10 protein-coding genes are annotated in these 12,542 nt (G+C 62.7%); 7 read left to right on the top strand and 3 right to left on the bottom strand.

What is annotated here, in order from left to right; genetic code table 11:
* Positions 1 to 14: 14 nt before the first annotated feature.
* The gene (locus tag C8K58_RS19925) at positions 15 to 428 is read right to left on the bottom strand and encodes an acetyl-CoA carboxylase biotin carboxyl carrier protein subunit (RefSeq protein ID WP_108574174.1); all 414 of its coding nucleotides are present in this window, start codon (positions 426 to 428) and stop codon (positions 15 to 17) included.
* 114 nt (positions 429 to 542) lie between these two features.
* The gene (gene nac / locus C8K58_RS19920) at positions 543 to 1,448 is read right to left on the bottom strand and encodes a nitrogen assimilation transcriptional regulator NAC (protein WP_027608096.1); all 906 of its coding nucleotides are present in this window, start codon (positions 1,446 to 1,448) and stop codon (positions 543 to 545) included.
* A gap of 379 nt (positions 1,449 to 1,827) precedes the next feature.
* Between nac and C8K58_RS19915 the strand changes: the two genes are divergently transcribed.
* From C8K58_RS19915 to C8K58_RS19905, 3 genes are all read left to right on the top strand, one after another.
* Entirely contained in the window at positions 1,828 to 3,036 is a 1,209-nt protein-coding gene (locus tag C8K58_RS19915) for an aspartate transaminase (RefSeq protein WP_092354723.1), read from the top strand.
* 9 nt (positions 3,037 to 3,045) lie between these two features.
* A complete protein-coding gene (locus C8K58_RS19910; protein ID WP_092354727.1) occupies positions 3,046 to 4,596 on the top strand; it encodes an MFS transporter in 1,551 nt (516 codons plus the stop codon).
* A 63-nt stretch (positions 4,597 to 4,659) separates the two neighbouring features.
* Positions 4,660 to 5,991, top strand: a complete 1,332-nt coding sequence (locus C8K58_RS19905) for an OprD family porin (protein ID WP_098479078.1) — start codon at positions 4,660 to 4,662, stop codon at positions 5,989 to 5,991.
* Between the two features lie 10 nt (positions 5,992 to 6,001).
* Here C8K58_RS19905 and C8K58_RS19900 read toward each other — a convergent pair whose 3' ends face one another.
* Positions 6,002 to 6,538, bottom strand: a complete 537-nt coding sequence (locus C8K58_RS19900; RefSeq protein ID WP_027607487.1) for a hypothetical protein — start codon at positions 6,536 to 6,538, stop codon at positions 6,002 to 6,004.
* Positions 6,539 to 6,743: 205 nt separating this feature from the next.
* Here C8K58_RS19900 and C8K58_RS19895 point away from each other — a divergent pair, with 205 nt between their 5' ends.
* Genes C8K58_RS19895 through C8K58_RS19880 form a run of 4 tightly spaced genes read left to right on the top strand, consistent with a single transcriptional unit; the run spans position 6,744 to position 12,473 of the window.
* A complete protein-coding gene (locus C8K58_RS19895) occupies positions 6,744 to 7,430 on the top strand; it encodes a molecular chaperone (RefSeq protein WP_223841607.1) in 687 nt (228 codons plus the stop codon).
* Positions 7,431 to 7,453: 23 nt separating this feature from the next.
* Positions 7,454 to 8,437, top strand: a complete 984-nt coding sequence (locus C8K58_RS19890; protein ID WP_098479077.1) for a fimbrial protein — start codon at positions 7,454 to 7,456, stop codon at positions 8,435 to 8,437.
* Between the two features lie 57 nt (positions 8,438 to 8,494).
* Positions 8,495 to 11,293 carry an ATP-binding protein gene (locus C8K58_RS19885; RefSeq protein WP_027607484.1) on the top strand — a complete coding sequence of 933 codons (2,799 nt, stop codon included), beginning with the start codon at positions 8,495 to 8,497 and terminating at the stop codon, positions 11,291 to 11,293.
* Positions 11,280 to 12,473, top strand: coding sequence for an EAL domain-containing protein (locus tag C8K58_RS19880; protein ID WP_027607483.1), 1,194 nt, complete (start codon positions 11,280 to 11,282; stop codon positions 12,471 to 12,473). Before C8K58_RS19885 ends, C8K58_RS19880 begins: the two co-directional genes overlap by 14 nt.
* Positions 12,474 to 12,542 lie beyond the last annotated feature (69 nt).

The raw sequence follows: 12,542 nt of genomic DNA, 5'->3' as shown, positions 1-12,542 counted from the left end.
AATACGCGTGGGGGTCAACCGAGCCGGAAGAGGGCCTGGCCCGCTTCGACTTCGACGCCGGCCTGGGCAAGAATCTCAACCAACTTGCCGGCAACCTTGGCCTTGACCGGATGGAACATCTTCATCGCCTCGATCACCGCCACGGTCTGACCGGCTTCGATCGCTTGGCCCACGCTGACGAACGGCGCCTCACCCACGGCGGGCGTCAGGTGCAGGACGCCATAGAGGCTGGCCTTGATCTCCACGGCGGCGCTGGCCACGGGGGTTGCGGGTGTTGGCGCTGCGGTCACGGCCGGCGCGACGCTGGTGATCACCTGACCTGCCTGCTTGAACAGCCGCAGCGTGCTGTCACCTTCGGTCAGGCTCAGTTCCAGCAGATCGGATTCGGCCAGCAAATCCATCAACCCCTTGATACGTGCTGAATCCATGTATGGCCCCTGCCTGTCGAGCGTGTCTTGAGTGGATGGGCCCAATCTACCGAGCCCCTCGAAAAGCGGCCAAGACGCTTTGGCTTTGGGGTGATAAGCCGACCTTATGACCGCTCAAATCAGGCTGCCACGCATCTTCGCCACCAGCTCCAGCAGGATCGCCTTGACCGCCTGGGCCGGCACCGACAACGGCAAATGCCCCGACAGGCACAGCGCCAGCGGCGCCTCCACCTCGGGTTCGACGATGCGGCACATGTGCACCGAAGTGGCCGCCACCATCACCCGCGCCGACGACTCCGGCAGGATGGTCGAGCCGAAATGGTCAGCCACGGCGGCGGTCAGCGTGGTCGAGGATTCAATTTCGGCCACCACCCGCGCACTCAGGCCGATGCGCAGGAAGGCTTCGTCCACCAGCCGACGCATCACGTTGTAGGGACGCGGAAGCAGCATGTCCATGTCGGCCAGTTCGGCCAGGGGCACTTCTTCACGCGTGGCAATCGCCGGGTCGGCACTCACCAGGTACAGCGGCTCGCGCAACAGCGAGACAAAACTCAGGCCATGCACCTCGCGCCCGCCATACAGCACGGCCATGTCCATACGGCCGTTCATGATCAGCTCGCTCAAGGTGGTACCGAAATTTTCATTGAGGTACAGCAGGATGCCAGGGTGGCGCTCACGCACGGTGCGCAGCAACGGCAACGACAGCGCCGACGCCGCAGTACCCGGCGCCAGCCCCACCGACACCTGCCCGGACAACGCCTGGCCGGTGGCATTGATATCGCTCTGGGCCTGCTCGCACTGACGCAAAATAATCTGCGCATGCCCATACAACACCTTGCCCGCCTCGGTCGGCGTGACGCCGCGCTTGGTGCGAATCAACAGCTGCTGTTGCAGCTCGGCTTCCAGGGTTGCCAGTTGTTGGCTCAACGCCGGTTGCGCCACATGCAGTACATCGGCGGCCTGGGTCATGCTGCCGATGTCGACCAGTTTCACGAAATACTTCAGGCGGCGCAGGTTCAAAATGGCGATGCTCATGTAATGGACAAGTGATGCCTTAAATGTGGGAGGGGGCTTGCTCCCGATGGGGCAGTGTCAGTTGACGCATCTGTGACTGACACACTGCTATCGGGAGCAAGCCCCCTCCCACATTTGGTTTTGCGTACACCTGGCAGGTTTGCAAAAGACAGGCCATCCGTATAACCAGCCATAAGGCTTTGCTATGGGTGCCCCTGATCCTCCATCCAAGGCACCCGCCCGGAGCAGCCAGGACTGGACGCACCGCAACAGTGCAACCCCAGCCATAAGCACTGCCTATCAAACCAGAACGAACTCATCTTATGGCGCCCTTCCCCGCGCCTCGTACTGTGGCCCCTGTCAACGCCATCAACGAGGAACGCCCGTGACTGCCTCCCGCATCGCCGCCCGTGTGCAACGCATCAAACCATCGCCCAGCAGCGCCGCGTCCGACCGCGCCAACGAGCTGCGTCGCCAGGGCCAGTCCATCATCAACCTGGTGGTGGGCGAGCCGGATTTCGATACGCCACCCAACATTCGCCAGGCCGCCAGTGCCGCCATCGAGCGCGGTGAAACCCGCTACACCCAGAACGCCGGTACCCCGGAGCTGCGCCAGGCCATCGTCGACAAGCTGGCACGGGAAAACGCCCTGATCTACACCGCCCAGCAGGTGCTGGTGACCAGCGGCGCCAAAAGCGCGATCTTCAACGCCTTCGCCGCCACCCTCGGCGCCGGCGATGAGGTGCTGATCCCGGCGCCGTACTGGGTGTCGTACCCGGACATGGTGCTGGCCTGCGAAGGCGAGCCCGTAACCCTCGCCTGCCCGGAACACAACGGCTTCAAGCTGACCCCAGGCCAGCTGCGCGCGGCGATCACCCCGCGTACCCGCTGGCTGCTGCTCAACTCCCCCAGCAACCCCACCGGCGCCAGCTACAGCCACAGCGAATTGCGCGCCCTGGCCGATGTGCTGCTGGACTATCCCCATGTGCTGCTGATGACCGATGACATCTACGAGCACATCCGTTTCGACGGCCTGGACAACCCGCATATCCTCGCCATCGAGCCGGCCTTGAGCGAGCGCAGCCTGGTGGTCAACGGCGTGTCCAAGACCTACGCCATGACCGGCTGGCGCATCGGTTACGCCGCCGGCCCCGCCGACCTGATCGGCGCCATGGCCACCCTGCAATCGCAGTCCACCAGCAACGCCTGCTCGATCAGCCAGGCAGCGGCGGTGGAAGCGCTCAACGGCGACCAGAGCTTCGTCAAGCAAAGCGTGTTGGTCTACCAGCAACGCCGCGACCGCTGCCTGGAGCTGCTCAATGCCATTCCCGGCCTCAGTTGCCGCAAGCCCGATGGTGCGTTCTACCTATATGTGAATTGCGCTGGCCTGCTGGGTAAAACCACGCCCGAGGGCAAGGTGCTGCACACCGACAGCGACGTCGTGATGTACCTGCTGGAAAGCCAGGGCGTGGCGGTGGTGGCCGGCACGGCGTATGGCCTGGCGCCGTTTTTCCGTATGTCGATCGCCACCGCGATCGCTACTCTCGACCAGGGCTGTGCACGCATCGCCACCGCCGTCACCGCGTTGCGCTGAGGGCCGACCATGACCGTGGCAGCCCACCCGCCCTTGAGTTTCCAGCAAGCCTTGCTGGCCATGCTCGGCATCTCCCTGGTGCTGATGCTCTCGGCACTCGACCAGACGGTGATCGGCAACGCCTTGCCGAGCATCGTCGCCGAACTCGATGGATTTGAACTCTACGCGTGGGTGGCCACCGGTTACCTGTTGGCGTCCATCGTCACCATTCCGATTTTCGGGCGGCTGGGGGATTACTACGGGCGCAAGCCGTTCGTGCTCGCCGCCACGTTGATTTTCACCCTGGCCTCCCTGGCCTGCGCCGTGGCCGATGACATGCGGGTGCTGGTGATCGGCCGCGCCTTGCAAGGCGTGGGCGGCGGCATGCTGATCGGCACCGCGTTCGCCTGCATTCCCGAACTGTTTCCCGATACCCGTCAACGCCTGCGCTGGCAAATGCTCTTGAGTGCGCTGTTCAGCGTGGTCAATGCCATCGGCCCGGGCCTGGGGGGTTACCTGACCGGCGCCTTTGGCTGGCGCTCGGTGTTCTACCTCAACCTGCCCCTGGGGTGCCTGGCGCTGTTGATCGCCTGGCGCTTTCTGCCCTGGTACCGCCCGCAGCAGCGCAGCGGCATTCGCCTGGACTGGCCCGGCGCGCTATTGATCGCTCTGGCCCTGGGCAGCCTGCAGCTATTTGTGGAGTGGCTGGGGCATTCGAGCCTGGCGTTGAGCGCCGCCCTGGGCCTGGGCTGCATGGCCGCGATCAGCGCGCTGTGGCATTGGGAGCGGCGTTGCCCCCATGCGCTGTTGCCGGCGGCGCTGTTCAGTTTGCCGAGCCTGCGATGGTTGTTCGCACTGTCGGTGGCGGCCGGCGCGATCATGTTTTCGCTGTTGTTCTACCTGCCGCTGTTGCTGCAAGGCGCCTACGGCTACTCGCCCCAGGACGCCGGCCTGTTGATCACGCCGCTGGCGTTGAGCATCACCTTGGGGGCCATCGTCAACAGCCGCATCGTGACCCGTTTGCGCAACCCCAACCATTTGCCTCTGGCAGGCTTTGTCGCACTGCTGCTGGCGTGCCTGGGCCTGGCGGTGGTCGGGCGCGGGGCCGCGTTCAACCTGCTGCTCGGTTTGATCCTGCTGGCCGGCCTGGGGCTGGGATTTATCCTGCTCAACCTCACGGTCTTCACCCAGACCCTGGCCGAACGGCAGTTCCTGGGGATTGCCACGGCGCTGACCCAGTCCCTGCGCCTGGTCGGCGGGCTGCTCGGCACTGCGGGCATGGGGGTGCTGGTCAACCTGCTGTACAGCGCCAATGTGCAGCGGGTGTTTCTCGCCGCGAATCACGCCGAGGGCATTGCCGCGTACGCCGATCCGCAAACGCTGTTGCATGCCAACCTCGACGCCTCGCCGTGGCTGAACCTGGCCCGGGATGCCCTGGCGCAGTCCGTTGGCGTAGGCCTGTTGCTGTGCGCCGGGATCGGCGTGCTGGCGCTGTTCATCCTGTACCGCTTGCCGCCGGTGCGACTGCATGTCGTGCCGGCCACCGTTGCTCCTGAAACACCTGCTCCTGAAAACAAATAGAAAACCTTCACTGCCGCTTTTGACTGCCCTCAAAAAAACCAAACACACATGGGGATGACACCGATGGAGCTTTTCAATCGCGCACCAACAGTACTCGCCGGTCTTTGTGGCCTGCTGATCGCCCAACAGGGCTACGCCGCCGGCCTGGTGGAAGACAGCAAGCTCAACGTGCTGGCCCGCAACTTCTTCAGTAACGCCGACAACCGCAGCGGCGCGGCCGACCCCAACTACACCCAGGAATGGGGCCAGGGCTTTATCGCCAACTTCGAGTCGGGTTTCACCCAGGGCACGGTGGGCTTCGGCATCGACGCCATCGGCATGTTCGGTGTGCGCCTGGACTCCGGCAAGGGCCGTCACTACAACCCGCAAAGCACTGCGTTCAACGGCAACGTGTTCCCCACCGATCACGATGGCCGCGCGGTGGACCAGTTCGGCAGCCTGGGCCTGACCGCCAAGGCGCGCTTTGCCCGGACCGAGCTGAAATACGGGACCCTGGTGCCCATGCTGCCGGTGGTGATGTCCACCGACCGCATGCTGCAACAGACCTTCAACGGCGGACAGGTGCAGTCCAAGGACCTGGACCATTTCACCTTCACCCTCGGCCAGCTGGAACACGTGAAAGGCCGTGGTTCGAGCAACCAGATGGGCATGTCGATCCCGGGCGCCAACAACGCGGTCAGCGGTGAGTTCGTCAACAAGTTCTACTACGGCGGCGTCGACTACAAACCCACCAAAGACCTGACGTTGCAGTACTACTATGGCAACCTGCAGGACTTCTACAAGCAGAACTTCCTGGGCCTCAAGTACGACTGGCAGATCGGCCCGGGCACCCTGCGCACCGACCTGCGCCACTTCGATAACCGCTCCGACGGCGCCAACGGCAACGACCCGGCGTTTTACACCTTCGGCTACTACGGCGACGGCGTGATCAAGGGCAAGGTCGACAGCCGCCTGAGCAGCGCCCTGTTCACTTACCTGGTCGACGGCCATACGATTGCCGCCGGCCTGCAACAGGTCAGCGGCGACAGCGATGCGGTGTGGCTGAACCAGGGTGACGGTTCCACGGCCTACTTCATGACCGAGTCGATGATCGGCAAATTCCAGCGCGCCGGGGAAACCACCTGGCAGGTGCGTTACGGCTATGACTTCGCCACGGTCGGCGTGCCAGGCCTGAGCTTTATGGGCATGTACGAAAGTGGCTCGAACATCCGCACGCCAACGGGTGACAAGAGCGAGTGGGAACGCAACCTGACCGTGAGCTATGTGTTCCAGCAAGGCCCGCTGAAGAACCTGAGCATCGCCTTGCGCCATGCCTCATTGCGCACCGAAGTGACCACCCAGCGTGACAGCGATGAGCATCGGGTGATCATCAGTTACCCGTTGAGCATTTTGTAACGCCAGCCCCCTAGCGCTTGGGCGACAACCCGATCGCACACGCGACCACCGCCGGGTCGCCGGGGCAAAACGCACGCGTGCCTATTGAACCCTTACTGACCCGGGGCGCCATGCGCTCCGTGTCTACTGCGCGCAGCGTCGGGCGCTCCAGTGACTGTGGCGTGTGCAAGGGATCGACCATCTCCATGCAACGGCGCAGCGAGTTGAAGTCCGGCGATTGCGACAGCGACAAATGCAAGGTCTGGCTTACCGACACCGACACCCTTGAACTCTGCGCACATTGGCCGTCATACGCCAGTGTGTGGCGGATCAGCGGGTTGTCATGGCAGTACTTCAACAGGTTCACCTCCCGTGTATGCACCAGCGCCATGTTGATGATCAACAGGTCGAATGCCACGCCGGGGGAACGCGTCAACGCCAGCAGTTCGTCGAACGAACCAATCGGGGCGATACGGTGATAGCCCATCTGGTTGAGCATTTTCTCGATCTTGATCCGTTGCAGAAGGTCTGCATCGGCAATCAGAAGGCGTAACGCTTTATTGGACATAGGTAAACCTGACAGTTGGGCATCAGCGTCGATCATTCAACGCCGCTACGTTAACCGTCGGGCGGCAAACCTGACTTTAAGGCGATTCTGAAACGCTAAGCCGGTACACCGGCACACTTTTAAGAATCGCCTGAAAGCCCCCGCGCGCACCTCTCCCTACCATGGGCTGCGTCCCCACACGCTCCCATGGATTTCAATTGTGCTCATGTTTCTACTCAGAATGGCGATGCTGGCCTGTGCGCTGCTGGCTCTCGCACCGCCACCCGCCCGTGCTGCGTTGAAGATCGAAGGCACGCGCCTGATCTACTTCGGCCAGGACAAGGCCGCCAGTATCAGCGTGGTCAATCAGGCACCGCGTGACGTCGTGGTGCAAACCTGGGTCACCGGCGAGGACGATTCAGCCGCAGGCCCCGTGCCGTTTGCCACCCCCGAACCGCTGGTGCGACTGGGCGCCGGAGAACATCACCGGCTGCGCATCCTGTATGCCGGGGAAGGCTTGCCCGCCGATCGCGAGTCGTTGTTCTGGCTCAACGTCATGGAAATTCCGCTCAAGGCGCAAGACGCCAACAGCGTGCAGTTCGCAATACGCCAACGGCTCAAGCTGTTCTATCGGCCGCCCGCGCTCAAGGGTGGCTCGGCCGAGGCGGTGCGGCAATTATCATGGCGCAGCGACGACGGGCCGACTATCACCGTCAGTAACCCCAGCGCGTTTCACCTGTCGCTGGTCAATGTGCAGACCGACAGCCTGGCGCTCAGCGATTACCTGCTGCTCAAACCCCATGAGAGCAAAACCCTCACCGCACCGAGACGTCTGGCCAAAGGCACCCCCCTTCACTTCACCGAAATCACCGATATCGGCTTGCAGGCCCGCCATAGTGCGGCGCTCAAGTGATAGATCGCGGAGTATCTGCCCCCATGTCACTCACCAAACACTGCTTACCGATGCTGCTGTGGGCCTATGCGGTCCTGCCGGCTACCAGCCACGCCCTGGCCTGCCGTGAGGACGGCACCAACTCGATCATCACCCAGGAGGCACTGGGTACTGCGCTGGCGGTGGCCGCCGATGCGCCCAACGGCACCATCATCTGGGAGTCGGGCCCGCGCTCGACCGATGTGATCTGCAAGGACGACTACGGCCATGGCCGCGAAGAAGTGTATTTCTACGTCAATCCGGCCGGCGTGAGTATCGGCACGGGTATTCGCGTGGGCATTCGCTACAACAACCAGCCGATTACCCAAAGCACCGGCAAGGTCGGTACCGGCTTCTATTCCGATCGAGGCTGCAACTTGGCCAATTGCGTCGGCTGGGACAAGGCGCGCTTTACCCTCAACTTCAGCGTGTTCATCGAGAAATACGACCCCACGCCACCCAGCGGGCAAGCCAGTACGTTGACCTCCTACCGGGTATTCCAGCTCGACGGCGTGCGCGGGCTCAACTCGCGGCCCAACAGCAATTTCAACTACGTGGTCACCGGCATGAACGATATCCGCTTCGTGCCCTGTACCCCCGAGTTGACCATCACCCCCAGCGTGGTCAACTTCCCAACACCGTCGCGCAAGGCTGCCATCGGTGAAGTGGCCAGCAGCGCCAACTTCAGCCTGAACCTGCGCAAGGGCTGCGACACGCCCTACACCATCAGCGCACGCTTCGCCAGCACGGCGGGGGGCGGCAGTGTGATCAATGGCTTGCTGGTGCCGGATAACAACAGCTCGGTGGGCATCGCGCTGTCCCGCGCCGAGAGCCAACAGCAATTGCCGTTCAATAACTGGTTCACGCTGCAAGAGTTGATGGGGCTGGGCCAGAGCCACGATGAATTCCGCGCCGACCTGAAATGGCGCACCTTGCCGATCCCGGGTGCCTTCGACGCCGCCGTGGTGGTGGATATGTACTACAAGTAGGCCCGTTTTAAGGATCGTCTTATACCCCCGGTGCACCGTGCTGTTTAAAGTGCGCCGATGCGATTGAAAAGTTATCTGCTCCAGATCAACCCCGTCCTCTCCCGACCCGAAGCAGCCAGAAGGCTGCTTCGTATTTTTGCGACCGTACTGCTGATCGGCATCCTGAGCGGGGTCTATACCTTTCTACTGTCGACGTTCAACAACGACATCTCCCAGCGCCGCGGCTACATGAGCAGCGCCATCGCCGAAGCCCACACTTTTTTCACCAACCGCGAGGCCCTGCTCGAAAGCCTCAGCCTGTCCGCAGTGCGCAAGCAGGCAAGGATCTATCCACCCTCGGAGGAGGAACAACACCTGCAACTGGGTGACACGCCAGGCAACCAGTGGAGCATCTGGCTGACCACGCGCATGCGCGATTACCTCAAGGCCAAGCAGGTCAACCTGCTCTACGTGAACACCGGCCCGACCCCACAGGTGACGCGGCTGTACGACTCCACTGCGCAGGTGCTGCCGATTTCCAAATGCATGCTCAACCGCCTCAAGGCCCTGCAAAACAGCGACCCGGGCACACTCAAGGAGCTGTGGCTCAGCGACAAGACCGAGCAGCACTCGCACCTCTACATCTTCATTCGCCTGGATGAGCGCGACCCTCGCTCCGGCTGGCTGGGCCTGGAAATGGAAAGCCGCGAAGTGTCCCAGACCCTCAGCGACCAGAGCGCCGGCGAATTCATGATGCTCAACTCCCAGGGCATGCTGGTCTTCACCAACAGTCACGACTCACAGCTGAGCCAGCAACGCCTCAAGCCCAGGGAAGACAATTTTTTCGGGTTTGTCGGCAGTGGTTTCCTGCCCGACCACCTGGTGATCCGCAAGCATCTGAAGTCCTCGGACTGGCAACTGATGTACTCCATCGACCTGCGCGCGGTGGTCACCGGCCTGTGGAAACAGTTGCTCGGCTCGCTGCTGTTCTGCCTGTTCAGCCTGACGTTGATCTGGCTGGTGATGCGCCGCGTCGACCAGCGCTTCATCATCCCTTCGATCCATCGCATCCAGGCCTTGATCGAAAGCGAGGCGTTCGGCCGCGACGTGATCCAGACCGCGCCCGTTGCCCTCTGCGTGCTGCGCCGCACCGACGGCCAGGTGGTGCTGGAAAACACCCTGGCCCAACAGTGGCTGGGCCACGGCCCGGAGCGTGAGGCGTTGCGCGCCGGCTGGATCGAGCAGGCCTTTGCCTGCGAGCCGAGCGAACACAGTGACTACTTCGAAACCATCGACGGCCGCCACCTGTACCTGAGCAGCGCCCCCACCCGCTATCGCGGCGAGGACGTGCTGTTTTGCGCGTTCAGCGATATCAGTGCACGCAAGCAAGTCGAGGCGGCGCTGGAAGAAGCACGCCAATCGGCGGATGCCGCCAACGCCGCCAAAACCCTGTTCCTGGCAACCATGAGCCATGAAATCCGCACACCGTTGTATGGCGTGCTCGGCACCCTGGAATTGCTGGCGCGCACGCAACTGGACGCCCAGCAGAAGGACTACCTGCATGCCATCGAAGGCTCCTCCTCGACGCTGCTGCAGTTGATCTGCGACGTGCTGGATGTGTCGAAGATCGAGGCCGGGCAACTGGCCCTGGAGTTGAGCGAGTTCTCGCCCCTGGACCTGGTCCACGAAATCATCCAGGGCTACGCCGCAGCCGCCCAGGGCAAGGGCCTGCAACTGTACGCCTGCTTTGATCCCACGCTGCCGGAACGCTTGATCGGCGACGTGACGCGCATCCGTCAGATACTCAACAACCTGCTCAACAACGCGGTGAAGTTCACCGACTACGGGCGCGTGGTGCTGCGGGTCAAAGTACTGGGCCGCGACGGCGAGCGTTCCAGCCTGTTGTGGCAAGTCTCGGACACCGGCAAAGGCATCGCTCAGGAAGACCAGGCGATGATTTTCGAACCGTTCTACCAGAGTGAAGGCAACACCAATGTGGTCGCCGGCACCGGCTTGGGCCTGCCGATCTGCCAACGCCTGACGGAGTTGATGAACGGCAATATCCGCATGGTCAGCGAACTCGGCCTGGGCAGCAGTTTCAGTCTGATCCTGCCGCTGGAAGAGGCCCCCACCCCGCCCATGCCCCCCCTATTGGCCGAGACTATCTACGTGGCCTCGCCGATTCCGGAGTTGGCCAACTCGGTCAGTGGCTGGCTGCGTCGCTGGGGCGCCAGGGCCCAGACCGGCCTGCCGACCCTGGCGGACAATCATCTACTGCTGCAAGTGCACCCCGGCAGCATCGACCCGTTGCTGGTGCCCGAGTGGCCGGGCCCGGTGATTCACGTCAGCAGCAACGCCTGCACGGCCCTGGAGGCCGACGCCGGTGCCTGGCACGTCAACCTCAACCACCTGGGCGCTATTCATCAGGCCGTCAGCCAGGCGCAAGGGCTGTGGGTGGCCCGCGCCGATGAGCACACGCGCCAGCGTGACCTGAATAAACTCAACCTGCACCTGCTGGTGGCCGAGGACAACATCATCAACCAGCTGATACTGCGTGACCAACTCGAAGAGCTCGGCTGTACCGTGGAGCTGGCGGCCGATGGCCGGGAAGCGTTGCAGCTGTACACCGCCGGCAACTTCGACGTGGTGTTGACGGACGTGAACATGCCCCATATCAACGGCTATGAATTGGCGCGCGAACTGCGCCGCCAGGGCTGCCCGTTGCCGATTATCGGGGCCACCGCCAACGCCATGCGCGGCGAGGCCGACCTGTGCCTGGCCGCCGGCATGAACCACTGCCTGGTCAAACCCTTTGCGTTGCGGGCTCTATTCAACTCCCTGGCGCCTTATGCACGGATCACCCATGAAGCCCCTTAGTATTTTGATTGTTGAGGATCATCCCCTGCAGCACATCTACCTGCAGCACCTGCTCAGTGAGTTGGGGGAGTTCATGCTCGAAACCGCCGCGGATGGCAAAGAAGCGCTGGAGCAGCTGCGCCAGCGGGATTTCGACCTGGTACTGACCGACCTGCTGATGCCCGGCATGGACGGCGTGCAGTTTATCCAGTGCCTGGCCAGCCTGCGCTGCAAGCCGGCGCTGGCGATCATGAGCGCTGCGTCGCGACGCATGTTGATGGCGGCCAGCCTGGTGGCAAAAAACCTCGATGTGGAGGTGATCGGGCTGATCTCGAAACCGGTTGCCGCCGATGCGTTGCGCAGCCTGGTGGAACAACTCAGGAACAGGGTGTGCAAGCCCTCCCCCGCAATGCCCGAGCACGTGGACATCGACCGTCACAGCCTGATCCAGGCCATGAGCGCCGGCCAGTTCCAGGCCTGGTTCCAACCGAAAAAATCCCTGGCCAACGGCCGTATCGTCGCCGCCGAAGCGTTGGTGCGCTGGATGCACCCCGAGCAAGGCGTGATGCTGCCGGGTGCCTTCCTGCCGGCGATCAAGGCCTTCGAACTGGAGGAACGACTACTGTGGCTGGTGCTCAAGCAGGCGATCCACGCCCAGGAACACTGGCGCCAGCGTGGCTATGAAATCCCGGTGTCGATCAACCTGCCCACCCACCTGCTCAACAGCCACGACCTGGCGGACCGTTTGCTGGAGTTCGTGCTGCACCACGATGGCATCCCGGGGATGATCTGCTTCGAGTTGATGGAGTGCTCGGTGCCGCAGGACATCAGTAACTTCTATGCCGGTGCCTGCCGCCTGCGCATCAAGGGGTTCGGGCTGTCCCAGGATGATTTCGGCAAGGGCTACAGCTCGTACCTGAACCTGGTGTCCACGCCGTTTACCGAACTCAAGATCGACCAGGCGCTGGTCCAGGGCAGCCATGACAACGAAGGCATTGCCCAGGCGTTGGCGAGCATCATCGCGCTGGGCCGCAAACTCGGCCTGACCGTGGTCGCCGAAGGGGTGGAGACGCCCCAGCAACTGGCGCTCCTGCGCAAGATCGACTGCAACCAGGTGCAAGGTTTTCTGATCTCCCACGCGGTGTCGCCGGATCAATTTCAACAACTACTGAACAATGATGGCCCTGCGACATCTCACTAGCAGCCGGCCCCGGATTATTTACCCCGTATTAAGGAGTAAGCTCCATCCAGTGCCGATTTATCCTGCGCC

The sequence above is a fragment of the Pseudomonas sp. GV047 genome (assembly GCF_003058245.1).
Classification (GTDB): domain Bacteria; phylum Pseudomonadota; class Gammaproteobacteria; order Pseudomonadales; family Pseudomonadaceae; genus Aquipseudomonas; species Aquipseudomonas marginalis.
Note: the sequence above shows the minus strand (reverse complement) of the source record. Positions and strands in the feature narration are given on the sequence as shown.

Coding starts and splice junctions, on each gene's coding strand:
- C8K58_RS19890 (WP_098479077.1), top strand. CDS start 7,454: ATGTCACTCACCAAACACTGCTTACCGATGCTGCTGTGGGCCTATGCG.
- C8K58_RS19910 (WP_092354727.1), top strand. CDS start 3,046: ATGACCGTGGCAGCCCACCCGCCCTTGAGTTTCCAGCAAGCCTTGCTG.
- C8K58_RS19880 (WP_027607483.1), top strand. CDS start 11,280: ATGAAGCCCCTTAGTATTTTGATTGTTGAGGATCATCCCCTGCAGCAC.
- C8K58_RS19925 (WP_108574174.1), bottom strand. CDS start 428: ATGGATTCAGCACGTATCAAGGGGTTGATGGATTTGCTGGCCGAATCC.
- C8K58_RS19895 (WP_223841607.1), top strand. CDS start 6,744: ATGTTTCTACTCAGAATGGCGATGCTGGCCTGTGCGCTGCTGGCTCTC.
- C8K58_RS19900 (WP_027607487.1), bottom strand. CDS start 6,538: ATGTCCAATAAAGCGTTACGCCTTCTGATTGCCGATGCAGACCTTCTG.
- C8K58_RS19905 (WP_098479078.1), top strand. CDS start 4,660: ATGGAGCTTTTCAATCGCGCACCAACAGTACTCGCCGGTCTTTGTGGC.
- C8K58_RS19885 (WP_027607484.1), top strand. CDS start 8,495: ATGCGATTGAAAAGTTATCTGCTCCAGATCAACCCCGTCCTCTCCCGA.